This window comes from Massiliimicrobium timonense (assembly GCF_002160865.1).
GTDB lineage: Bacteria > Bacillota_I > Bacilli_A > Erysipelotrichales > Coprobacillaceae > Allocoprobacillus.
Genome location: NZ_NFLJ01000015.1, coordinates 37,897 through 60,825 on the forward strand (window position 1 = coordinate 37,897; position 22,929 = coordinate 60,825).

The 22,929-nt window shown below is 32.6% G+C and carries 22 protein-coding genes; 20 read left to right on the plus strand and 2 right to left on the minus strand.

Annotation, left to right across the window (positions count from 1 at the left end):
- The first annotated feature begins 17 nt into the window (after positions 1–17).
- From B5E75_RS06355 to miaA, 11 genes are all read left to right on the plus strand, one after another.
- Complete coding sequence (locus tag B5E75_RS06355) at positions 18–800, plus strand: TIGR00282 family metallophosphoesterase (RefSeq protein WP_087357933.1); 783 nt, start codon at positions 18–20, stop codon at positions 798–800.
- 47 nt (positions 801–847) lie between these two features.
- Entirely contained in the window at positions 848–1,108 is a 261-nt protein-coding gene (locus tag B5E75_RS06360) for a stage V sporulation protein S (protein ID WP_087357934.1), read from the plus strand.
- 62 nt (positions 1,109–1,170) lie between these two features.
- Entirely contained in the window at positions 1,171–1,416 is a 246-nt protein-coding gene (locus B5E75_RS06365) for a hypothetical protein (RefSeq protein ID WP_087357935.1), read from the plus strand.
- Between the two features lie 77 nt (positions 1,417–1,493).
- Complete coding sequence (gene miaB, locus B5E75_RS06370; RefSeq protein ID WP_087357936.1) at positions 1,494–2,936, plus strand: tRNA (N6-isopentenyl adenosine(37)-C2)-methylthiotransferase MiaB; 1,443 nt, start codon at positions 1,494–1,496, stop codon at positions 2,934–2,936.
- A complete protein-coding gene (locus B5E75_RS06375) occupies positions 2,920–3,264 on the plus strand; it encodes a YlbF family regulator (protein ID WP_087357937.1) in 345 nt (114 codons plus the stop codon). The genes miaB and B5E75_RS06375 overlap by 17 nt, the downstream gene beginning before the upstream one ends.
- 66 nt (positions 3,265–3,330) lie before the next feature.
- Positions 3,331–4,839 carry an IMP dehydrogenase gene (locus B5E75_RS06380; RefSeq protein ID WP_087357938.1) on the plus strand — a complete coding sequence of 503 codons (1,509 nt, stop codon included), beginning with the start codon at positions 3,331–3,333 and terminating at the stop codon, positions 4,837–4,839.
- Between the two features lie 94 nt (positions 4,840–4,933).
- Positions 4,934–5,440 (plus strand): outer spore coat protein CotE, encoded by a 507-nt coding sequence (gene cotE / locus B5E75_RS06385; RefSeq protein ID WP_087357939.1) that lies wholly within the window; start codon positions 4,934–4,936, stop codon positions 5,438–5,440.
- A gap of 94 nt (positions 5,441–5,534) precedes the next feature.
- Positions 5,535–8,024, plus strand: coding sequence for a DNA mismatch repair protein MutS (mutS, locus tag B5E75_RS06390; RefSeq protein WP_087357940.1), 2,490 nt, complete (start codon positions 5,535–5,537; stop codon positions 8,022–8,024).
- A 14-nt stretch (positions 8,025–8,038) separates the two neighbouring features.
- A complete protein-coding gene (gene mutL, locus B5E75_RS06395; RefSeq protein ID WP_087357941.1) occupies positions 8,039–9,838 on the plus strand; it encodes a DNA mismatch repair endonuclease MutL in 1,800 nt (599 codons plus the stop codon).
- Complete coding sequence (locus tag B5E75_RS06400; RefSeq protein ID WP_087357942.1) at positions 9,838–10,197, plus strand: phage holin family protein; 360 nt, start codon at positions 9,838–9,840, stop codon at positions 10,195–10,197. The genes mutL and B5E75_RS06400 overlap by 1 nt, the downstream gene beginning before the upstream one ends.
- Positions 10,190–11,110, plus strand: coding sequence for a tRNA (adenosine(37)-N6)-dimethylallyltransferase MiaA (miaA, locus tag B5E75_RS06405; protein ID WP_087357943.1), 921 nt, complete (start codon positions 10,190–10,192; stop codon positions 11,108–11,110). Before B5E75_RS06400 ends, miaA begins: the two co-directional genes overlap by 8 nt.
- 9 nt (positions 11,111–11,119) lie before the next feature.
- Here the strand turns inward: miaA and B5E75_RS06410 are convergent, their stop codons facing one another.
- Positions 11,120–11,998, minus strand: a complete 879-nt coding sequence (locus B5E75_RS06410) for a helix-turn-helix transcriptional regulator (protein ID WP_087357944.1) — start codon at positions 11,996–11,998, stop codon at positions 11,120–11,122.
- 148 nt (positions 11,999–12,146) lie between these two features.
- Here B5E75_RS06410 and B5E75_RS06415 point away from each other — a divergent pair, with 148 nt between their 5' ends.
- Genes B5E75_RS06415 through B5E75_RS06445 form a run of 8 tightly spaced genes read left to right on the plus strand, consistent with a single transcriptional unit; the run spans position 12,147 to position 20,897 of the window.
- Positions 12,147–13,547 (plus strand): carbohydrate ABC transporter substrate-binding protein, encoded by a 1,401-nt coding sequence (locus B5E75_RS06415; RefSeq protein ID WP_087357945.1) that lies wholly within the window; start codon positions 12,147–12,149, stop codon positions 13,545–13,547.
- 60 nt (positions 13,548–13,607) lie between these two features.
- Entirely contained in the window at positions 13,608–14,504 is an 897-nt protein-coding gene (locus B5E75_RS06420; RefSeq protein WP_087357946.1) for a carbohydrate ABC transporter permease, read from the plus strand.
- A 10-nt stretch (positions 14,505–14,514) separates the two neighbouring features.
- The gene (locus B5E75_RS06425; RefSeq protein ID WP_087357947.1) at positions 14,515–15,387 is read left to right on the plus strand and encodes a carbohydrate ABC transporter permease; all 873 of its coding nucleotides are present in this window, start codon (positions 14,515–14,517) and stop codon (positions 15,385–15,387) included.
- Positions 15,388–15,399: 12 nt separating this feature from the next.
- The gene (locus tag B5E75_RS14720) at positions 15,400–15,567 is read left to right on the plus strand and encodes a DUF6903 family protein (protein WP_164483538.1); all 168 of its coding nucleotides are present in this window, start codon (positions 15,400–15,402) and stop codon (positions 15,565–15,567) included.
- 10 nt (positions 15,568–15,577) lie between these two features.
- Positions 15,578–16,708, plus strand: a complete 1,131-nt coding sequence (locus tag B5E75_RS06430; protein ID WP_087357948.1) for an ABC transporter ATP-binding protein — start codon at positions 15,578–15,580, stop codon at positions 16,706–16,708.
- Positions 16,705–18,858, plus strand: coding sequence for a 1,3-beta-galactosyl-N-acetylhexosamine phosphorylase (gene gnpA / locus B5E75_RS06435; protein WP_087357949.1), 2,154 nt, complete (start codon positions 16,705–16,707; stop codon positions 18,856–18,858). The genes B5E75_RS06430 and gnpA overlap by 4 nt, the downstream gene beginning before the upstream one ends.
- A gap of 10 nt (positions 18,859–18,868) precedes the next feature.
- On the plus strand, positions 18,869–19,795 hold the full coding sequence (locus B5E75_RS06440) for a sugar phosphate nucleotidyltransferase (protein ID WP_087357950.1): 927 nt from the start codon (positions 18,869–18,871) through the stop codon (positions 19,793–19,795).
- The gene (locus B5E75_RS06445; protein ID WP_087357951.1) at positions 19,788–20,897 is read left to right on the plus strand and encodes a phosphotransferase enzyme family protein; all 1,110 of its coding nucleotides are present in this window, start codon (positions 19,788–19,790) and stop codon (positions 20,895–20,897) included. Before B5E75_RS06440 ends, B5E75_RS06445 begins: the two co-directional genes overlap by 8 nt.
- A 47-nt stretch (positions 20,898–20,944) precedes the next feature.
- Here B5E75_RS06445 and B5E75_RS06450 read toward each other — a convergent pair whose 3' ends face one another.
- Positions 20,945–22,204 (minus strand): replication-associated recombination protein A, encoded by a 1,260-nt coding sequence (locus B5E75_RS06450; RefSeq protein ID WP_087357952.1) that lies wholly within the window; start codon positions 22,202–22,204, stop codon positions 20,945–20,947.
- 74 nt (positions 22,205–22,278) lie between these two features.
- Here B5E75_RS06450 and dtd point away from each other — a divergent pair, with 74 nt between their 5' ends.
- The gene (gene dtd / locus B5E75_RS06455) at positions 22,279–22,731 is read left to right on the plus strand and encodes a D-aminoacyl-tRNA deacylase (protein WP_087357953.1); all 453 of its coding nucleotides are present in this window, start codon (positions 22,279–22,281) and stop codon (positions 22,729–22,731) included.
- Positions 22,732–22,929 lie beyond the last annotated feature (198 nt).

Genomic DNA, 22,929 nt, shown 5'->3' on the forward strand with positions numbered 1-22,929 from the left:
AGAAAGTAGGAGAGAACATGAACATTCTTTTTATTGGTGATGTTTTTTCTTCAATTGGTCGAGAGATGATTGAGCGTTATTTACCAATATTGAAGGAAAAATATCATATTGATATTGTTATAGCAAATGTAGAAAACGCAACACATGGAAAAGGTTTAATTAAAAAGCATTATCATGATTTTTTGTTTCAAGGTATTTCTTTGATGACAATGGGAAATCATACTTTTGCGAAAAAAGAGTTGTTTGATTATATTGATGAAGCAGATCGTTTGATTGTGCCTTATAATCAGCCAAAGGCTTTACCCGGTGTCGGCAGCCGATTTATCCTTTGTAAAAATCGTCAGATCAGAGTGACAAATTTACTGGGGATTACTTTTATGGATGGGAAATCACAAAATCCTTTTGAAGCCATTGATGAAGTTTTAGACAATGATCAAAGTGATATACATATTGTTGATTTTCATGCAGAAGCAACAAGTGAAAAGGTTGCTTTAGGATATTATCTGGATGGAAAGGTATCAGCTGTTCTAGGAACACATACGCATGTTACAACAGCAGATGAAAAGATTTTGCCAAAAGGAACAGCTTTTCAATGCGATGTTGGGATGACGGGACCTTATCATAGTGCTATTGGCTGTGATGTCGAGAGTATTATTAAACGTATGAAAATGGGAATTATGACTCCATTTCAGATTGCTGAAAGTGAAGGACAGTTATGTGCAACTCTGTTAAAATTTAACGAAAAAAATCAATGTACTCATATTCAAAGAATTTGTATTGATCCAAATCATTCCATATAAGTATATTTTTCCTCCTTGTTCATATATTAAAGCAGGGAGGAATTTTTATGGAAATGATGAGAGTATCGTCAACTTCTCAACCAAGCAAGGTTGCAGGAGCATTAACGAGTTTATTAAGAGAGCATCAAAGGGTTCAAATTCAGGTGATTGGAGCAGCTGCTTTGAATCAGGCAATGAAGGCTATTGCGATTTCAAGAGGGTATATTGCTCCAAGTGGTTATGAACTTTATTGTATCCCCTCATTCTATGATTTGATGATTGATGAGCAGGTGATTACATCACTCAGATTAAATGTGGAAATGAAATGAAAAGGCTTTATTTTTTTTATGAAAGTGTTATAATAGAAATGTGAAAACAAGGAGGAAATATTATGGCAAAATGTAAATTATTAATGTCTACTGCTCAAGTTCAAAAATTAATTGATTTTTTTGATGGGTATGAAGATGATAAAGTGAAATGTAAATTTATTAAGAAAACAGGAATTAAAGCTGAAGTTGAATGTGAAACAGAATTAAGCCCTGATGAAGCTGCTTCTTATTGTAAAGGATTATTTAAGAAAACACCTGAAGGTGGAGTTTTATACTTCTCAATTCAACCAGATGGATTCTTTGGATAAAAATAAGGACATTGTCCTTATTTTTTTCTTTTCTATTTTGATTTATTTGATATAATAGAGCAGAAAGTGGTGAGAAAATGAAAGATTATAGTCAATATTTTAAAGGTCCATCTTTAAAAGATGCCAAACATAGAGGAAAAGATGAAATTCATCATATTAAAGATGCTTATGAAATTCCTGCAGATATGGTAGGAATTGGAAAAGGACAAAAATATTTTATTCAGACATATGGATGTCAAGCTAATGAAAGAGATAGTGAAACATTGGCTGGAATTTTAGAAAGTTTAGGATATAGTCCAACAGATGAAATCAAAGATGCTCAAGTTGTTTTATTAAATACTTGTGCGATTAGAGAAAATGCAGAAGAAAAAGTTTTTGGAAAAATTGGATATTTAAAAAAAGTCAAAAGAACAAATCCTAATATTATCTTTGGTATATGTGGATGTATGGCACAGGAAGAAGTTGTTGTACAAAAGATTTTAGAGAAACATCCACAGGTTGATTTGATTTTTGGAACACACAATATTCATCGTTTGCCAGTTCTTTTAAAACAGGCTATGTTAGATAAGGAAATGGTTTTAGAAGTCTGGTCAAAAGAAGGCGATGTGATTGAAAATTTACCAAGTCATCGTGCCCATCCTTATAAGGCATGGGTCAATATTATGTATGGCTGCAATAAGTTTTGTACATACTGTATTGTTCCTTATACACGTGGCAAAGAAAGATCCCGTCTAAAAGAAGAAATATTAGATGAAGTCAAAGAATTGAAAGACAATGGATATCAGGAAATCACTTTGCTGGGTCAAAATGTCAATTCTTATGGTAAGGATTTTCATAACGATTATGATTTTGCTTCTTTACTAGAAGATGTAGCCAAAACTGGGATTCCACGTATTCGTTTTACGACGAGCCATCCATGGGATTTTAGCGACGCTATGATTGATGTCATTGCCCGTTATGATAATATCATGCCGGCTATTCATTTACCTGTTCAATCTGGAAATAGTGAAGTTTTAAAGCGTATGGGAAGAAGATATACAAGAGAAGATTATTTGACTTTGTTTGATAAAATCAAAACAAAGATTCCTGATTGCACAATTACAACAGATATTATTGTTGGTTTTCCGGGTGAAACGGATGCTCAGTTTGAAGATACACTGTCATTATATGAGTATTGTGAATATGACTTGGCTTATACATTTATCTACTCTCCTCGTGCAGGAACACCAGCTGCAAAAATGGAAGATGATATTGATATTCATACCAAAGAACAGCGTTTATATCGTTTAAATGATCTGGTCAATGAAAAAGCTTTAAAACAAAATCAAAAATATCTAAATGAGGTTGTGGAAGTTCTGGTGGAAGGAACTTCTAAAAGAGATGATCAAATGTTGACAGGATATACAAAGCATCAAAAGTTAATTAATTTTAAAGGAAATCCTCAACATATTGGTCAAATTGTTCCCGTACGTGTTACGGAAGTGAAAACGTGGGCTTTAAAAGGTGAAGAAATTGAATAAAGATGTTTATGAAAAAGCAATGGCTTTGCATCAATGGATTATGGAACAGGAAGTTGTGCAGGAATATCAAAAATATGAACAACAGATGAGCAGTCATCAAGAATTGAAGGACTTGGAAGAAACATTGAAACAACTACAACAAAAAATTGTTCAAGCCAAGCATACACAGCTTGATTGTCGTGAGCTGATTCAAGATTATGAAGTGAAGAAGAAAGCTTTTGATCAACATCCTCTTGTTTATAATTATTTGATTTTAAAAGAAGAAGTGAATACATTATTACATCAGATTCAAGATGATATTAATTTAGAATTGAAGAAAAAGAGTTGACGAAAGCATGAAAACTCTATATAATTTTTTCAATAAATGACAATATAAGGGAAAAGGAGAAAGATTATGGCATATTTTTTTGAAGAACCATCACATACATTTAATGAATATTTATTAGTACCTGGATACTCAAGTGCTCAGTGTCAACCTAAAAATGTAAGTTTAAAAACACCGTTAGTAAAATTTAAAAAAGGTGAAGAACCAGCATTATCATTGAATATTCCACTTGTATCAGCAATCATGCAATCTGTATCAAATGATACAATGGCGATTGCTTTAGCCAGAGAAGGTGGCGTTTCATTTATCTATGGTTCACAAACTGTAGAGGCGCAAGCTGAAATGGTAAGAAAAGTTAAAAATTATAAAGCAGGATTTGTTCCAAGCGATTCTAACATTGCTCCTGATCAGACATTACAGGATGTTATTGCTTTAAAAGAAAAAACTGGACATTCTACAATGGCTGTGACAGAAGATGGAACACCTAATGGAAAATTAGTAGGAATTGTAACTGGTAGAGATTATCGTATTTCTCGTATGTCTTTAGATACAAAAGTTTCTGAATTTATGACACCTTTTGAAAAACTTATCACTGCCAAAAGTGGTGTTTCATTGAAAGAAGCCAATGATATTATTTGGGATAACAAATTAAATGCTTTACCTATTATTGATGATCAACAAAAATTAGAGTACTTTGTCTTTAGAAAAGATTATGAATCAAGAAAATCTAATCCTAATGAATTATTAGATGATTCAAAAAGATATGTTGTAGGAGCTGGAATTAATACAAGAGATTATGCAACACGTGTTCCAGCATTGGTAGAAGCTGGTGCTGATGTTTTATGTATTGATTCAAGTGAAGGATTTAGTGAATGGCAAAAATTAACAATTGAATGGATTCGTGAACACTATGGTGATAGTGTAAAAGTTGGGGCTGGAAACGTTGTAGATGCAGAAGGATTTAGATTCTTAGCTGAATGTGGTGCTGACTTTGTCAAAATTGGTATTGGTGGTGGTTCTATTTGTATCACCAGAGAACAAAAAGGAATTGGTCGAGGACAAGCGACAGCTACGATTGAAGTTGCAAAAGCCAGAGATGAATACTTTAAAGAAACTGGTATTTATGTTCCAATCTGTAGCGATGGAGGAATTGTTCATGATTATCATATGACTTTAGCGTTGGCTATGGGTTCTGATTTTATCATGTTAGGAAGATATTTCTCACGTTTTGATGAATCGCCAACAAATAAAGTCAATATTAATGGACAATATATGAAAGAATACTGGGGTGAAGGAAGTGCCCGTGCTAGAAACTGGCAACGTTATGATTTAGGAGGAGATGCTAAACTTTCATTTGAAGAAGGTGTCGATTCTTATGTTCCATATGCTGGGCCTTTAAAAGATAATGTTGGTTTAACTCTTGCTAAAATTAAATCAACAATGTGTAACTGTGGTGCTTTAACAATTCCAGAATTGCAACAAAAAGCTAAAATTACACTTGTTTCTTCAACAAGTATTGTTGAAGGTGGTGCACATGATGTTGTGTTAAAAGACTCAACACCATCACATAATCAATAAGATACTTCTTAGGAGGTATCTTTTTTATATTTATGACAAAGAAAAAAGAGTGGTAATTTAGGAAATTTATCATATAGTATAGAGAGGTGGATTTATGAGTCATAATATTAGAGAAATCTATACGAAGGCGATTGTCGCTAAAGGGAAAAAGCTATCAAGGATTACGTATAATTTTACATTGAATCACTTTCCTGATGATATACTGGGGTGCTGGATTACCAACCATCATTATGAGGCAGTTATTAAAAATAAAATTCCAAAAATGATAGGAACTTTTGATGTTCATATCTGGTATAGTTATCATGATGAAATGGATTCGATAGTTGAAAAACATCAAGTGACTTATATTGATGATATGCAAGTGACAAAAAAAGAAGATCGTGAATTTGAAAACAGTGATCAGGTGAAAGGAAGATGCTTGAATAAACCAAAATGTTTATCAGCATCACATAATGGAAAAGATGTAACTATGGAGATTGAAAAAGAAATGCAAATTGAAATTAGTGGAGAAACATGTATTAAAGTGGAAGTCAAAGATGAAGAAGAAATATGGGATGATCTGGAGGATATTGAAATTAACCCACATTTCATTAAAAGCTGATGGAAGATGCTTTTTGCATCTTTTTTTAATGGTGAAATCTTTTCATTATTTTACAAAATATGCTATAATGTTAAAGTTATAAAGGAGGGCTATCATGAAGCAAAAGTATTCACCGATGATGATGCAATATTTAGAAATTAAAGAACAGAACCAAGATGCGATTGTAATGTTTCGTTTAGGTGATTTTTATGAAATGTTTTTTGATGATGCCATTGTTGTTTCTAAAGCCTTAGATTTAGCTTTGACAGGTAAAAATGCTGGGGTGAAAGAACGTGTGCCTATGTGTGGTGTGCCATTTCATTCGGTAAGTGGTTATATTCAAAAATTAATTGATTTAGGGCATAAAGTGGCGATTGTAGAACAATTATCTGAACCGGGGAAAAAAGGAATTGTCAAACGTGGAGTTGTACAAATTATTACACCGGGAACAATCATGGATACATCACTCAATGAAAAGCGTAATCATTATATTGGGGCTTTAGGAATCTTTGATTTTAATTATACATTAGCTTATTGTGATATTTCGACAGGTGAATTTTATGTTGTGAATATAGATAAAAAAGAACATATTCTTAAAAATTATATTGATTCATTAGGTTTAAAGGAAATTGTTGTTTCTGAGGATTGGTCAATGGATGGTTTGTTTATATCTCATTTTGAAGATGACCATTTTAATGATCAATATAAAAAAATTTTTGAATCTTTAAGTGATTTAAAACAAATCAAAATGTGTTCGTTGCTTTTAAATTATATGTTAGATACGCAAAAAAGAGAGTTAGAACACCTTCAAAAGATTCAAGAAGTGAAAACTGAAGATTATATCTATATGGATTCTTATACAAAGAAATCTTTGGAATTGATTAAAAACTTAAATAATGAAAGTTATGGAACTTTACAATGGTTATTAGATGATACGAAATCAGCTATGGGTGGTCGATTATTAAGACAGTGGATTGAAAGACCTCTGGTCAATCAAGAAAAGATTGAAAAACGTATGGATATTATTGAAGTCTTTATTGATAATTTTATTGAAAGAGAAACCATTAAAGATATTATTAATGATATTTATGATTTAGAAAAACTGGCTGGACGTATTGCTTTTGGTAATGTCAATGCCAGAGATTTGAAATGGATTGCTTCTTCATTGAATGTTGTTCCAGAATTAAAACATCAGTTATTATCATTAAATACATCTTATACTGATGAATTGGCTCATCAGCTTGTTGATTTATCCCATTTAACAAAAGCGATTGATGATGCAATTGTGGATAATCCCCCATTGACTGTTAAAGAAGGTGGGTTGATTAAAAGTGGATACAATCAGGAATTGGATGAATTAAGATATATTCGTGAAAACGGAAAACAATGGCTGAGTGAATTTGAAGCAAAAGAAAGAGAAAGAACAGGGATTAAAGGGTTAAAAATTGGTTATAATCGTGTTTTTGGATATTATATTGAAGTCACAAAAAGTTATTTACCAATGATTAAAGATGAATTTGAGTATACAAGAAAACAAAGTATTTCTAATGCTGAACGTTTTGTAACACCAGAATTAAAAGAAATGGAAGCGAAGATTTTAAGTGCTAATGATAAAATTGTTGCTTTAGAATATGAAATCTTTGTTCAGTTGCGTGAATATATGAAAAAAGATGTTCATCTGATTCAGGATGTTGCAGGAGTGATTGCACAAATTGATGTCTATCAGTCACTGGCTTCAAAGGCTAGTCAAAATAGTTATGTCAGACCTGTTTTCAATCTGGAACATCGTTTACATATTGTTAATGGGCGTCATTCCGTCATTGAACAAGTGATTTCACGTCAAAATTATGTTCCTAATGATATTGATATGTCACAAGAGCAGTCTATTTTGTTGATTACTGGTCCTAATATGGGTGGGAAATCAACTTATATGCGTCAAATAGCTTTGAGTGTGATTATGGCTCAAATTGGTTCTTTTGTTCCAGCAGATGAAGCTCATATGCCTATTTTTGATCAAATTTTTACAAGAATTGGTGCCAGTGATGATTTGATATCTGGACAATCAACATTCATGGTTGAAATGCTGGAAGCAAATAATGCTTTACGTTATGCCACAAAAGATTCATTGATTATATTTGATGAGATTGGACGTGGAACGGCAACGTTTGATGGGATGGCTATTGCACAATCTATTATTGAATATATTGCTTCTTCGATTCAATGTATTACGTTGTTTTCTACCCATTATCATGAATTAACAATGATGGATGATTCTTTCCATATTCAAAATGTACATGCCAGTGCCTCTATTGAAGATGATCATATTGTTTTCTTATATAAGATTAAACCCGGGAGAAGTCATCGTTCCTATGGAATTAATGTAGCTCAATTAGCCAAACTTCCAGATGAAGTCATTCAGCGTTCACAAGTGATTTTAGAATCATTAGAAAACAATAATATTGAAAAAGTGATTAGTGAAAAACAAGAACCTCAAACAATAGTTAAAGAGAGTGTCGTGGAAAAAGCTTTATCACGTATTGATCCAATGACACTTTCTCCAATTGAAGCTTTGAGTACATTAATTGAATTAAAGAAATTATTATAAAGGTGGTGAATTTATTGGGAAAAATCAGACAATTAGATGATATTCTTTCTAATAAGATTGCAGCTGGTGAAGTTGTCGAAAGACCTGCCAGTGTTGTTAAGGAACTTGTTGAAAACAGTATTGATGCTTCTGCCACAAAAATAGATATATTTATTGAAGATGGTGGTATGCAAAAAATTAAAGTTTGTGATAATGGAGAAGGAATGGAAGAAGCCGATGCCCGTTTGTGTTTTTCAAGACATGCGACCAGCAAGATTAAAGATGATCAGGATTTATTTCAAATTATGACCTTAGGCTTTCGTGGTGAAGCGATTCCTTCTATTGCTTCAGTGAGTCATTTTGATTTAAGAACATCTACAGGCTCTCAAGGGACATCCATTATCTATGAATTTGGAAAATATCAAAATGAAAGTATCTGTGATTTACCTCGAGGAACACAAATTACAGTTACAAAACTGTTTCAAAACGTTCCCGCCCGTTTAAAATATTTAAAATCTGTTAATAGTGAGTTTGCTGCAATACATCAATATGTAGAACGTATGGCTTTGGCTTTTCCTCAAATTGCCTTTCATCTTTATCATAATGATAAAATGATTTTTCAAACGAATGGAAAAGGTCAATTATTAGAAGTTATTGCCAATATGTATGGAATTGCGACTGCTAAAAATATGTTGCCTATTCATTTAGCAACGGATGAATGGATAATTGATGGATATATCAGTAAAATTGATACATCACGTGCTTCTAAAGCAAATATTATTACACTTGTGAATCATCGTTATGTCAAAAATGTAATGAGTATTGATGCAATTAATAGTGCTTATCGTGCTTATTTAGCAGATAATCGTTTCCCAATCGCAGTGATTAATATTGAAGTCGATCCTTATCTCGTTGATGTCAATGTGCATCCTTCTAAGTTGGAAGTCCGTTTTTCTAAAGAATATGAACTAAGAGATTTGATATATCAAGGAGTCAGTGAAACCTTACAACAAGCCAATTTAACGTATCAGCCTAAAAATAAAACAACGGAAAGAGAAATATTTAAACCACAGCTTGATCAAATGACATTAGAAATGGAAGAACCAGTCATATCTGTTGTTGAAGAAAAGAAGATTATCGAAAAAAGACAATCTGTCCATGAACCTGTCTTGACTTATACGTATCAAGATCAACCAGAAGATAAAAAAGAAGATCAAATTTATTCGCAAAACAATGTAGAAACAATCAAACCAATGAAAGAGAAAATCTATGCAAAAGTACAAATACATGGAACGTATCTGATTGGAGAAAATGAAAAGGGAATGTATCTGGTTGATCAACATGCAGCACAGGAACGTATTAATTATGAATACTATAAAGACAAGTTTGCACATCTAGATTTAACGATGCAGCCTTTACTTGTTCCCTTACAATTTGAATATCCTATGAGTGAGTTTTTGATTTTGGAAGAAAGAAAAAATCTTTTAGAGAAGGTTGGTATTCATTTAGAAGTTTTTGGTGAGCATGGTTATATTGTTAGAAGTTTACCATTATGGATGAAAAAGATTGATGAGAATGTATTTGTTGATACGATGATTCAAGAAGTCTTGCATAAGAATCATTTAGATGTTGTTGCTTTGCAGGAACATGCAATCGCAACACTTAGCTGTAAGGCATCTTTAAAGGCCAATACTTATTTATCACAGGATGATATGCAGACTATCTTTGATCGTTTGATGCGTTGCGATAATCCTTATGTCTGTCCACATGGTAGACCAACTATTATTTTTTATAGTTGTTATGAATTGGAAAAATTATTTAAGAGGGTGGTATAATGCGTAAAAGTTTTTTTCGTCTGATTTTAGAGTTTATTTTAGGTGGTGCAGTAATTATGCTGACAACATATATTTTTGATGATGTCTATGTAAAGGACTTTGGTGTTGCCTGTTTAATAGCTATCGTTTTAGCATTATTAAATACTTTTGTGAAACCTGTTTTAAGTTTTATTGCTTTTCCAATAACGTTATTATCATTAGGTTTATTTCAACTCGTCATTAATGGTTTTGTATTAGAAATAGCTCAAATGATTTTAGCTCCTGATTTTTATATTCCTTCTTTTGGTTTAACGATTTTGATGTCGGTTGTTATTTCGATTTTATATAGTCTGCTTGGCATAGGGAAAATCAATGACTAAAGTCATTGTGGTTGTAGGACCGACAGGGGTTGGGAAAACCAGAATGGGAGTCGCATTAGCTAAACAATTCAATGGTGAAGTCATTAGTGGCGATTCGATGCAGATTTATAAAGGTATGGATATTGGAACAGCAAAAGTGACGCAGACAGAAATGCAAGGGATTGTCCATCATTGTATTGATTTATTAGAGCCTTATGAAACTTATAGTGTGAAAGATTTTCAAACACAGGTCAGACAAACGATTGATGATATTGAAAAACGTGGAAAGCTGCCTATTATTGTTGGAGGAACTGGGTTATATATCAAAGCGGCTTTATATGATTATACTTTCAATGAAACGGAAGATAATCACGAAGCTTTTCGTCAAAAATATCAACATTTATCCCATGATGAACTCTATCAGTATTTAAAATCTATTGATGAAAAGAGTGCTCAAGAATTGCATCCCCATAATCGTCAACGTGTTTTAAGGGCTATTGAAATTTATGAACAGACGGGGAAAAGAAAAAGTGAGATTGTTGCTGCACAAGAACATATTTGTCTATATGATGCCTGTTTTATTGGATTGACAATGGATCGTGAGTTATTATATAAACGTATCAATCAACGTGTAGATATGATGCAAGATGATGGACTGGAACAGGAAGTTGTCACTTTATATCAAAAAGGGTTAACACGATCTCATCAAAGTATGAAAGCGATTGGATATAAAGAATGGTTTGATTATTTTGATGGGTTGATTAGCCGTGATGAAGTTTATGAAAATATTAAAAAACATTCTCGTCAATATGCCAAAAGGCAATATACATGGTTTAGAAATCAATTTCCTGTTGTCTGGTTTGAAGTCAATATGCATGACTTTCATCAGACAATTAGAAATGTCGTGACTTATATAAAAAAATGGATTGATTAATCCATTTTTTTATTTCACTTTTTCAATGATGAATTTTTCTTCAATATGTAAAGGACTATCCTCATGAGTGCTATTTTGACGATATTGTAAAGGCGTCATACCTATAGTTTTTTTGAATATCTGTGAAAAATAGGACTGCGAAGAAAAACCAACAGCTTCTGATATTTCAGCAATAGAAAGGCTTGAGGTTTTAAGTAAAGATTGACATTCTTCAATACGTCTATCAATTAAATATTGAATAGGCGAAACATTCATATATTTCTTAAATTCATGAGCCATATAATATTTGTTCATCTTCATAGAGTGTGCCAGTGATTCTAAGGTTATATCATTGGCAAAATTTTGATCAATATAGTGACAAATCATTTGAATTTCTCGACGAATTGAAGATGTTTTTTGTTTGGATTGAAGTTGAATATTGATTTTGCGAATAATTTTCAAAATGACTAATTCCAGTAATTTTTGACATACGGTATCATAACCAATATCTTTATTTTTACTTTCAAAAAGAAGCTGAGAAAAATAATAAACAATGTCCTGATTATCTTTGTCAAAATTTTGATAAAGATAATCAAGAGGATGATCTATTTGAAAAAGTAAATCATTAACGCCTAAGACAACATATTCTAATGGTTCATCATCCTGTGAATTTTCATGGTGATAGACATTGGGGAAAACAACAATTAAATCATTCTTTTTGATTGGAAAAGATTCATTTTCAATTGTCAATTTTCCTTTGCCATTAAGAACAAAAAAGATTTCTGTAAATGGATGAAGATGTTTTAAGGATTTCCAGTCTTTTCCATATTTGGAATAAGAAACATACATTAATTGTGATTTATGATCGAAAAATTGATCATCTATAATATTAATACGCTGACTACTCATGGATAACCTCCCGTCATTTCTATTTTTATTATACATCTTTTTTATAAAATAACAAGATATCTAAAAAAATTAACAAGTTCACTATAGATAAAACGCTTACATTTAGATATATTGTTATTAGAAGATATCATGGAGGAGGAAATAGCATATGAAAATGAAAAAAATGTTATCTTTAGGGCTTTCATTATTAATGTGTGCAACATTAATGACGGGTTGCAGCGGCAATGATAATAGCGCATCTGAAAGTGGAAGCAAAACTTTAAAGATCGCCGGATTAGATGGTGGTTATGGAACAAAAGGTTGGGAAGAAGTTATTAAAAAATTTGAGGAAAAAACAGGAGCAAAAGTAGAATATACTTTTGATAAGAAAATCAGTGATGTTTTAAGACCAAAAATGACTTCTGGAAAAGATGTTCCTGATGTTATTTATTTGACAGTAGGTGCTGTTGGTGGATTAACTGATACACTTATTAAAGAAAAACAAATTGCTGATATTTCAGCTTTATTGGATGAAACAATTCCAGGTGAAGATGTAAAAGTGAAAGATAAAGTTTTAACATCTTTCTTTGAAGGAGCAACTGCTGATCCTTATGGAGATGGAACTTTACGTTTAGCACCTTTAAATAATGCCCCTTGTGGTTTATTCTACAATGCTGGATTGTTTAAAGAAAAAGGTTGGGAAGTACCAACAGACTGGGATGGAATGTTTGAATTAGGAGAAAAAGCGAAAAAAGAAGGAATTTATTTATTTACTTATCCAACTGCTGGATACTTTGATGCTTTCTTTACTTCATTATTAAATGCAACTGCTGGACCAGAAGTTTATGCAAAATTAATTGCTTATGATACAGAAGCATGGAAACTTCCAGAAGTCAAAGAAGCATTTGAAATTGTTGGTAAATTAAAAGATTATACATTACCTACAACAGTAGCTAATGCTAATGGTGATAACTTTACAAAGAATCAACAAGCTGTTATTGATGGAGATGCATTATTTATTCCTAATGGAACTTGGTTACCAGGTGAAATGGCTGCAACAACACCTGAAGGTTTTGAATGGGGAATGATGGGTATTCCTGCTGCTAAAGCTGGTGGAGATTCTTATTCTACAAACTTTGTTGAACAAATGTATGTTCCTGAAAAAGCTGAAAACAAAGAATTGGCTTTACAGTTCTTAGCTTATTGTTATAGTGATGAAGCAGCTGATTTATTCTATAAATATGGTGCTTTAAATACTGAAGAAACAGAAAAAACAGGAAAAGATGTTTATAATGCAGGATATTTAATTCCTATTAAAGGTTCTGAAGATAAAGTAGCTGAAGCTGATCGTTTTATGTATACATTATCTGAAAAAGGTGTGAAAACAAACAGTGCTACTTTCATGGCTGCTGAAGCTGTCGAAGGTGTGACTTTAACAGGTGAAACAGGTATCTTATTTGGATCAGTAAATTCTGTTATGAATGGTGATAAAACAGTAGATCAATGGTATAATGAATCAGTTGATGCTGTTAGTAAAATTGCTGAAGCTAATGCTAAAGCAGATAAATAAATAACAAAGAAACATGAGGTAGGCGGTGGGAACACCGCCTCTTTTTATAGGAGGGATTGGATGAATAAGACAAAAGAGAAAAGACGTTTTGTGATTTTATGTCTTGCTCCAGCACTTATTTTATTTAGTGTTTTTATGATTTATCCTACTATTAATGTCTTCTTGATGTCGACTTTAAGGTGGGGAGGATTTTCTGATTTTAAGGAATTTGTAGGAATTCAAAATTTCTTGATTTTATTTGAAGATATGAATTTTATTCGTGCTTTTCAAAATACGATTTTTGTGATTGTGATTGTGACTGTCTTTACATTGGCATTAGCTATTTTATTTGCAGCGATATTAGTGCGTGAAAAAATTAAGGGACAAAATTTCTTTAGGGTTATTTTCTATATTCCTAATATATTATCAATAGTCGTTATTGGAGCTATTTTTAGTGCTATCTATGATCCATCAACAAATGGTTTATTAAATAGTTTTTTAAGCTTGTTTCATGAGGATGGATGGATAGGTGTTCAATTTTTAGGGAATCAGTCCATTGTCATGTATTCTATTGCTTTTGCATTGATATGGCAGGCTATTGGCTATTATATGGTTATGTATATGGCAAGTATGTCATCTATTCCTGCTCATTATTATGAAGCAGCTGAATTAGATGGATGTGGAAAAATCAAACAATTCTTTTCCATTACATTGCCATTAATTTGGACAAATATTCGTACAACATTAACGTTTTTTGTTATTAGTACAATTAATTTAAGCTTTTTGCTTGTTCAAGTCATGACAACTGGTGGACCTGATGGCGCAAGTCGTGTACTTTTATTCTACCTATACGATCAGGCTTATAATAATGCCAGTTATGGATATGGAATGGCAATTGGGGCTATCACATTTTTATTCTCATTTTTATTAAGTGCAGTGATTAATAAGATTACAGAGCGTGATGATTTAGAGTTCTAGGGAGGTTTATATGAAAAAAATAAGTGTTGAAAAATTATATAAGATTTTTGTTTATGTTGCTTTGATTTCCTTAGCTATTTCTATTATCATTCCTGTTGCCTGGGTTTTTGTATCATCTTTAAAAACAAATGCAGAATTTCAGGGAAGTCCATGGACGTTACCAATGAGTTTTTATTTTCAAAACTTTATTGATGCTTTTGAAAAAGCTAAAATGGCTGAATATTTATTAAATTCAGTAATAGTAACAGCATTAGCTTTGATTTTGCTTGTTGTAATTGCTTTACCTGCTTCTTATGTTCTGGCAAGATTTGATTTTAAGGGAAAGAAATTGATTAATACAATGTTTATGGCAGGGTTATTTATTAATGTGAATTATATTGTCGTTCCTATTTTCTTGATGTTGTTAGATTGGGATGATGTGTTTTATAGTTTGTTTGGACAAAGTTTCTTCTTGGATAATATTGTTGTTTTAGCTATTGTCTATGCTTCGACAGCTTTACCATTTACGATTTATCTTTTGAGTGGTTATTTTAAAACATTGCCTAAGGCTTATGAAGAAGCGGCTTATATTGATGGCTGTGGCTATTTTAAAACATTGCTTAAAGTCATGGCTCCAATGGCAAAACCAAGTATTATTACAGTGATATTATTTAATTTCCTTGCTTTCTGGAATGAGTATATCATCGCTTTAACATTGATGCCTGGAGCTTCAAAAACTTTACCTGTTGGATTGGTAACATTATCTAAAGGACAGATGGCAGCTGCTAATTATGGACAATTATATGCGGGGTTAGTTATTGTTATGTTACCTACACTCATTTTATATATACTTGTTCAAAAGAAGCTGACACAAGGTATGACACTTGGTGGTTTGAAAGATTAGGAGTGTGAAGGTATGAATCAAGTCACAAAAAATATCATTGCGATTATTGTGTTTATCGCTTCATTTGGTTTGGTCTGTTTTGGTCAAAGTCAAATTGGTTATGCCGGTTTAGCAATGGAACTGGTGGGATTGGCAGGATTATTGATTCTGTTATATCTCTATAATAGAAAATATAAGTAGGAGGAATTGTATGGCAACGTTATCTTTAAAACATATAGATAAAATATATGATAATCAGGTACAAGCTGTTTTTGATTTTAATTTGGATATTGCTGATAAAGAATTTATTGTATTTGTAGGACCTTCAGGTTGTGGGAAGTCTACAACTTTAAGAATGATTGCAGGATTGGAAGATATCTCTGCAGGAGAATTGTATATTGATGGGCAGCTGATGAATGATGTTGCTCCTAAAAATCGTGATATTGCTATGGTTTTTCAATCATATGCACTATATCCCCATATGAGTGTCTATGATAATATTGCTTTTGGTTTGAAAATTGCTAAAGTACCTAAAGATGAAATTGATCGTCGTGTGCGTGCTGTTGCTAAAGCTATTGATATTGAAGATTATCTGGAACGTAAACCCAAAGCATTGTCTGGAGGACAAAGACAACGTGTTGCTTTAGGGAGAGCGATTGTCCGTGAGCCAAAGGTCTTTTTAATGGATGAACCTTTGAGTAATTTGGATGCTAAACTAAGAGTGCAGATGCGTGTCGAAATTTTAAAAATTTATCAACAGTTAGGAACAACTTTCATTTATGTTACCCATGATCAAACGGAAGCTATGACAATGGGAACAAGAATTGTCGTGATGAAAGATGGACGTATTCAACAGGTGGCTCCACCAACTTATCTTTATGAGCATCCTATTAATAAATTTGTGGCTGGTTTTATTGGAAGTCCACAAATGAACTTTAGAAATGGACAATTGGTTGAAGAAGATGGTAAGGTTGTTTTACAGCTTTCAGATATGACTTTACCAATTCCAGATGATAAAGCTCAAATTCTTAAGGATAAAAATTATCTTGGAAAAACAATCACGATGGGTATTCGTCCTGAAGATATTTCAACTCATCCGCATTACTTTATGTCCCATCCAGAATCTTCCTTCCAAAGTCAAGTGGATGTTGTAGAATTAATGGGAGCAGAAAGTTTTGTACACATGACAAAAGATGGACAACCATTTGTTGTCAAGGTACCAGGAAGTACACCTTTACGTTCTGGTGATCAGGGATCATTTACTTATTTAATGAATAAAGCTCATTTCTTTGATGTAGATAATGAACAAAATATATTAGAAATTGGAGAAAATAAAGTATGAAAAATTATGGAAGATTAACGCTTCCGACAGATTTAGATGTTATTGATGAAACAATAGCGTTAAAAGAAAGTTTGGGAGCAGATGCAATTAGAGATTGTGATGGAACACAAATGCCTCAAGAATTATTGGATTTGGATGCGAAAGTATATGCAACTTATTATACAACACGAAAAGATAATGATTGGGCATTGGCTCATCCAGAAGAAATTCAACAGGAATATTTAATGACAGATCGTTATACAGCTAGAAATTCAACATTGACTATCACATTGATGAAAGGTTTTCATACTGAACAATTAAAGCCTAATTTTATTGATGATCCAAAACAGTGGTGGGAAGTTATTGATCGTACAACGGGTGAAATTGTTCCAGTAGATCAATGGGAATATGATGAAGATAAGGGGACAGTAACGATTCAAACGATCCCTTATCATGTTTATACAGTGAGCTTTTTGGCGTTTTTAATCTGGGACCCTGTTCACATGTATAATTTTATTACAAACGATTGGAAAGATGCTCCTCACCAACTCACATATGATGTTCGTCAACCTCAAACTCAAGCTTATGTGAAGGAAAAATTAAAAAAATTCTGTGAAGCAAATCCACATGTCGATGTTATTCGTTTTACAACATTTTTCCATCAGTTTACATTAACTTTTGATGATCAAAAAAGAGAAAAATATGTGGAATGGTTTGGTTATAGTGCCAGTGTTTCTCCTTATATTTTAAGAAAATTTGAAAAATGGGCAGGATATAAATTTAGACCAGAATTTATTGTTGATCAAGGTTATCATAATTCTTTGTTTAGAGTTCCTTCAAAAGAATTCAAAGATTTTATTGAATTTCAACAACAGGAAGTTTGTCATTTAGCTAAGGAACTTGTAGATATTGTTCATAGTTATGGAAAGGAAGCTATGATGTTTTTAGGGGATCACTGGATTGGTACAGAACCTTATGGACCATATTTTGAAACGATTGGTTTAGATGCTGTTGTCGGGTCAGTAGGTGATGGTGTGACAATGCGTATGATTTCAGATATTAAAGGCGTGAAATATACTGAAGGACGCTTACTTCCTTATTTCTTTCCTGATGTCTTTTGTAAAGGAGGAGATCCAATTGGTGAAGCCCATACAAACTGGTTAAAAGCACGTAGAGCTATTTTAAGAAGTCCACTTGATCGTATTGGATATGGTGGTTATTTGAAACTGGCTTTACAGTGGCCTGGTTTTATTGACACGATTCGTCATGTCATTGATGAATTTAGAAGTATTCATGATACAATTCAAGGAACAAAAGCCTATGTTTCACCGTTTAAAGTTGCTATTTTAAATTGCTGGGGTCAAAGTCGTCGATGGATGAATAATCAAGTTCATCATGCTATCTGGTATCGTGAAATTTATTCATATGTAGGTATCATTGAATGTTTGAGTGGTATGCCTATAGATGTCGATTTTATTAATTTTGAAGATGTTAAAAATGGTATTTTAGATCAATATAAAGTCATCATAAATGCAGGAGCACAGTATACTTCGTGGTCAGGAGCTGAAAATTGGATTGATGAAGATGTTGTGACAAAAGTCAGACAATGGGTTGATCAAGGTGGTGGCTTTATTGGTGTTGGAGATCCAACAGCTTATCAATATCAAGGACAATTTTTCCAATTAAGTGATGTTCTTGGGGTTGACAAAGAAATAGGGTTTACTTTAAGTCATGATAAATATAATGAAGTGAATCCTGAGCATTTCTTATTAGAAGATATTGAAGATGAAATAGATTTTGGTGAAGGTATGAATGGAATCTATGCACATGGTGACAATTACCAGATTTTAAGTCAACATCATGGTTATGCACAACTTGTGACGAATACTTATGGAAAAGGACGAAGTGTTTATCTGGCTGGATTACCTTATTCACCACAGAATTGCCGTTTGCTTTTAAGAACAATTTATTGGGCAGCCGGTAAAGAAAGTGAAATGAAAAAGTTTTATGTCAGCAATGTGAATACAGAAGTTGCTGCATTTGAAGAAGTCGGTAAAATTGCTGTTATAAATAATACAACAGAATCATTATCAACAGATTTATATATGCATGGGCAAAAAGTTCAAACACTCAATTTAAAACCAATGGAATTGCGCTGGGTTGAAATGTAGGAGGAAAAATATGGAAAAGCCAATACTTATCATTATGGCAGCTGGGATGGGAAGTCGCTATGGTGGTTTAAAACAAATTGATCCAATAGATCAAGAAGGACATATTATTATGGATTTCTCGCTTTTCGATGCTAGACGTGCAGGTTTTGAAACAGTTGTTTTTGTTATTAAAAAAGAGAACGAAGAAATCTTTAAAGAAGTGATTGGAAAACGTTTAGAAAATATCATGAATGTCCATTATGCATTTCAAGAACTCAATTGTCTGCCTGATGGTTACCATGTTCCTCAAGGACGTGTTAAACCTTGGGGAACGGCTCATGCGATTTATTGTTGTCAACAATGGATTCATGGTCCGTTTGCTGTTATTAATGCTGATGATTATTATGGACCAGAGTCATTCCAAATGATTTATCATTATTTATCTACTCATCAAGATGATGATCTTTATCGTATGGCTATGGTAGGCTATCTCATTGAAAACACATTAACTGATAATGGCACTGTTGCTAGAGGTGTTTGTGAGATTGATGCACAGGGATATTTAAAAGATATTACTGAACGTACAAAAATTCAAGCAACACCGGAAGGTATTGTTTATCAAGACAATAATCAATGGTATCCTCTTGCTAAAGGAACTACAGTTTCTATGAATCTATGGGGATTTAGTCAGGGTGTAATGGATGAATTTATCAAAGGATTTCCTCGCTTTTTAGATGAACATTTAAAATCAAATCCATTGAAATGTGAATATTTTATTCCAAGTGTTGTGAGTTCATTATTGCATCAAAAAAAGGCGACTGTAAAAGTTCTTAAAACATCTTCTCAATGGTATGGAGTTACATATAAAGAAGATAAACCATTAGTTGAAAAGGCTATTCAACAAATGAAAGAACAAGGTATTTATACAACACATTTATGGGGTGATATGGATGAATAATGAAAATTTATTGAAAGAGGTTATCAGTCAATTTGATTTTGTTGGAGAAGTGATTCAAATACGACCATATGGGAGTGGCCATATTAATGATACTTATCTTGTTGAATTTAAAATCAAACATATGGGAGTCGTTCCTATTATATTACAACGTATGAATACAAATATTTTTAAAAATCCTGTTCAGTTGATGGAAAATATTTTAAATGTTACAACATTTTTAAGAAAAAAGATTATTCAATATGGTGGGGATCCTGAACGAGAAACGCTCACAGTTATTTTGAATAAAAATGGAAAACCTTATTGTCAAGATAGTGAAGGTCATTATTGGCGAGGTTATCATTTCATTACTGGTGCAACCAGCTATGATGAAGTGAAAACAGATGAGGATTTTTATCAAAGCGGGTTGGCTTTTGGAAAATTCCAGAGTTTGTTAAGTGATTTTCCAGCACATACTCTATATGAAACGATTCCTGATTTTCATAATACAAGAGCACGTTTAGAAGTGTTTAAAAAAGCTGTTGAAGAAGACATTATAAATCGTGCTAAAGATGTTCAAAAAGAAATACAGTTTATTTTACAAAGAGAAGAATTGGCAAATAAACTTATTTCTATGCAGGAAAATCAAGAGCTTCCACTACGTGTTACACACAATGATACGAAATTAAACAATATTTTAATTGATGATAAAACACATCAGGGGTTATGTATTATTGATTTAGATACTGTTATGCCTGGACTGGCAGTTAATGATTTTGGAGATTCTATACGTTTTGGAGCAAGTACAGCTTTGGAAGATGAAAAAGATTTATCAAAAGTCCAGTGTGATATGCATTTATTTGAAGTTTATACAAAAGGATTTATTCAAGGATGTCAAGGACAACTCACTTTAGCTGAAATGCAAGCATTGCCTTTAGGTGCACTTGTTATGACATTTGAATGTGGTATGCGTTTTTTGACAGATTATCTTCAAGGAGATACTTATTTTAAAATACAATATTCAACACATAATCTTGATCGTTGTCGCACACAATTGAAATTAGTTGCTGATATGGAAAAGAAATGGAATGAAATGAATTATATTGTTGAAAAATATATTTCATAAAAAAGCATCGCTGATGAGAGAATAGAACTCTTTTATCAGTGATGCTTTTATTTTTTGTTGAGTTTTTTCATTTGATTTGTTCGACCATGTTTAAGAATACGGCGATAATTTTCGGCAAGCGCTTTTTCATAAGAACTTGTCATCCAAGGGATATAGAACTGCTCATTTTTAATAGGGTCAGGAAGATATTGGATATATTCCCAAAGTTCGGGACGATTATAATTATATCTTTCATCTTCTTCTAATCCTACGGGAGTGAGTCTAAGATATGCAGGAGCACAATAACAATGCTTTTTTAATGAATTTAAAGCAGCGTCGATAGCTGTTTCAGATGATTTGGATTTCGGTGATAAGCACAAATCAAGAATAGCACTAGCAATAGGAATACGTGCTTCAGGAAAGCCTATCACTTTTGCAGCTTGAAAAGCTATGACTGTTCGCATACAGGCCTGAGGGTTAGCCAGGCCAATATCTTCATAGGCAGTTGTAATGACACGACGTTCTAATGATTCTATATCATTAGCTTCAATGAGTTTTCCTAAATAGTACATGGCTCCATTAGGATCACTACCACGAATGGATTTTTGTAAACCACTCAATGTATCGTAGTATTGATCTTCATCTTTATCATATTGATTGTTGGCTTTGGGTAGTGCTTTTTTAACAATTTGTAATGTAATCATTGAATCCGGTGATAGAATTGTACATACTTCTAAACAATTATAAGCATAACGAATATCACCACCACTTAACTGTGCAATATACTCTAAGACACCTTCTTCAACTTGAAACTGCTGCTTGAGGCCATTTTCTGATACTAAAGCATTTTTTAATCCTTTGACAATGTCATTTTGATCAAGTGATTTGACTTCTACGATTTGGCAGCGTGAACGGATGGCTGGATTAATAGAATGATAAGGATTTGCAGTAGTACATCCAGCAATAATAATCAAACCATTTTCAATGTAAGGTAATAAGTGATCTTGTTTGTCTTTATTAAGACGATGTATTTCGTCAATGATAACAAAGAGTTCTCCATACATTTTGGCTTCTTCAATGATGGTATCCATTTCTTTTTTATTACCAGTAGAAGCATTGAATAACCTGTATGGAATGTGAAGGTCGTTTGCTAGTGCTGAGGCTAAAGTGGTTTTTCCACAACCTGGAGGACCATAAAGAATAGTAGACATAGGGTGCTTCTTTTTTACAAATTGTGTAAATAAAGCGTGTTCGCCAATAATATGTTTTTGTCCTAAAACATCTTTTAAAGAAATAGGACGCATACGATGTGCTAATGTTGTTGCCATAAAATCTTTCCTTTTTATATAAATTTGTTATAATGATTATAACAAATTTAAAGATATATGGGTAGGTGAAAGTGATGAAAGTTGTTGTTCAAAGAGTGAAAGAAAGCTCAGTGACAATAGATGGAAAGGTGTATGGAAGTATTCAAAAAGGTTTTATGGTATTGGTTGGCTTTTGTGCAAGTGATACACAGGAGATAGTAGAAAAAATGGTTGATAAGATGATTGGTCTGCGTGTTTTTGAAGATGATAATGGAAAAATGAATTTATCTTTACAAGATGTTAATGGAAGTATTTTATCAATTTCACAATTCACACTTTATGCAGACTGTAAAAAGGGAAGGCGACCAAGTTTTATTCATGCAGCAAAACCAGATGTGGCTATTCCACTTTATGATTATTTTAATGAAACAATTCAAGTGCAGGGGATTCATTTAGAAACGGGAGTTTTTGGTGCTGATATGAAAGTATCACTTATAAATGATGGCCCAGTAACCATTATTTTAGATAGTCAAGAGATTTGTAAATAGATCTTTTGACTTTTTTTTGTTCAAAAAAATGTGATAAAATCAATAAAATTTATTTTTTTATTTAATTTTTTAAAAAAATATGAAAAAAAGACTTGCAAAGGTAAGGGATAGATGGTATTATAGATGAGCACTCGAGAGAGGGCGACAGGGACATTGAAAACTGAACAGTAAACACGTCAATAAAGATAGGAAAAAAGA

What these genes read in the sequence shown, in the direction of transcription:
- B5E75_RS06355 (WP_087357933.1), top strand. Translation starts at nt 18, where the DNA reads ATGAACATTCTTTTTATTGGTGATGTTTTTTCTTCAATTGGTCGAGAG.
- B5E75_RS06360 (WP_087357934.1), top strand. Translation starts at nt 848, where the DNA reads ATGGAAATGATGAGAGTATCGTCAACTTCTCAACCAAGCAAGGTTGCA.
- B5E75_RS06365 (WP_087357935.1), top strand. Translation starts at nt 1,171, where the DNA reads ATGGCAAAATGTAAATTATTAATGTCTACTGCTCAAGTTCAAAAATTA.
- miaB (WP_087357936.1), top strand. Translation starts at nt 1,494, where the DNA reads ATGAAAGATTATAGTCAATATTTTAAAGGTCCATCTTTAAAAGATGCC.
- B5E75_RS06380 (WP_087357938.1), top strand. Translation starts at nt 3,331, where the DNA reads ATGGCATATTTTTTTGAAGAACCATCACATACATTTAATGAATATTTA.
- cotE (WP_087357939.1), top strand. Translation starts at nt 4,934, where the DNA reads ATGAGTCATAATATTAGAGAAATCTATACGAAGGCGATTGTCGCTAAA.
- mutS (WP_087357940.1), top strand. Translation starts at nt 5,535, where the DNA reads ATGAAGCAAAAGTATTCACCGATGATGATGCAATATTTAGAAATTAAA.
- B5E75_RS06400 (WP_087357942.1), top strand. Translation starts at nt 9,838, where the DNA reads ATGCGTAAAAGTTTTTTTCGTCTGATTTTAGAGTTTATTTTAGGTGGT.
- miaA (WP_087357943.1), top strand. Translation starts at nt 10,190, where the DNA reads ATGACTAAAGTCATTGTGGTTGTAGGACCGACAGGGGTTGGGAAAACC.
- B5E75_RS06410 (WP_087357944.1), bottom strand. Translation starts at nt 11,998, where the DNA reads ATGAGTAGTCAGCGTATTAATATTATAGATGATCAATTTTTCGATCAT.
- B5E75_RS06415 (WP_087357945.1), top strand. Translation starts at nt 12,147, where the DNA reads ATGAAAATGAAAAAAATGTTATCTTTAGGGCTTTCATTATTAATGTGT.
- B5E75_RS06420 (WP_087357946.1), top strand. Translation starts at nt 13,608, where the DNA reads ATGAATAAGACAAAAGAGAAAAGACGTTTTGTGATTTTATGTCTTGCT.
- B5E75_RS06425 (WP_087357947.1), top strand. Translation starts at nt 14,515, where the DNA reads ATGAAAAAAATAAGTGTTGAAAAATTATATAAGATTTTTGTTTATGTT.
- B5E75_RS14720 (WP_164483538.1), top strand. Translation starts at nt 15,400, where the DNA reads ATGAATCAAGTCACAAAAAATATCATTGCGATTATTGTGTTTATCGCT.
- B5E75_RS06430 (WP_087357948.1), top strand. Translation starts at nt 15,578, where the DNA reads ATGGCAACGTTATCTTTAAAACATATAGATAAAATATATGATAATCAG.
- gnpA (WP_087357949.1), top strand. Translation starts at nt 16,705, where the DNA reads ATGAAAAATTATGGAAGATTAACGCTTCCGACAGATTTAGATGTTATT.
- B5E75_RS06440 (WP_087357950.1), top strand. Translation starts at nt 18,869, where the DNA reads ATGGAAAAGCCAATACTTATCATTATGGCAGCTGGGATGGGAAGTCGC.
- B5E75_RS06445 (WP_087357951.1), top strand. Translation starts at nt 19,788, where the DNA reads ATGAATAATGAAAATTTATTGAAAGAGGTTATCAGTCAATTTGATTTT.
- B5E75_RS06450 (WP_087357952.1), bottom strand. Translation starts at nt 22,204, where the DNA reads ATGGCAACAACATTAGCACATCGTATGCGTCCTATTTCTTTAAAAGAT.
- dtd (WP_087357953.1), top strand. Translation starts at nt 22,279, where the DNA reads ATGAAAGTTGTTGTTCAAAGAGTGAAAGAAAGCTCAGTGACAATAGAT.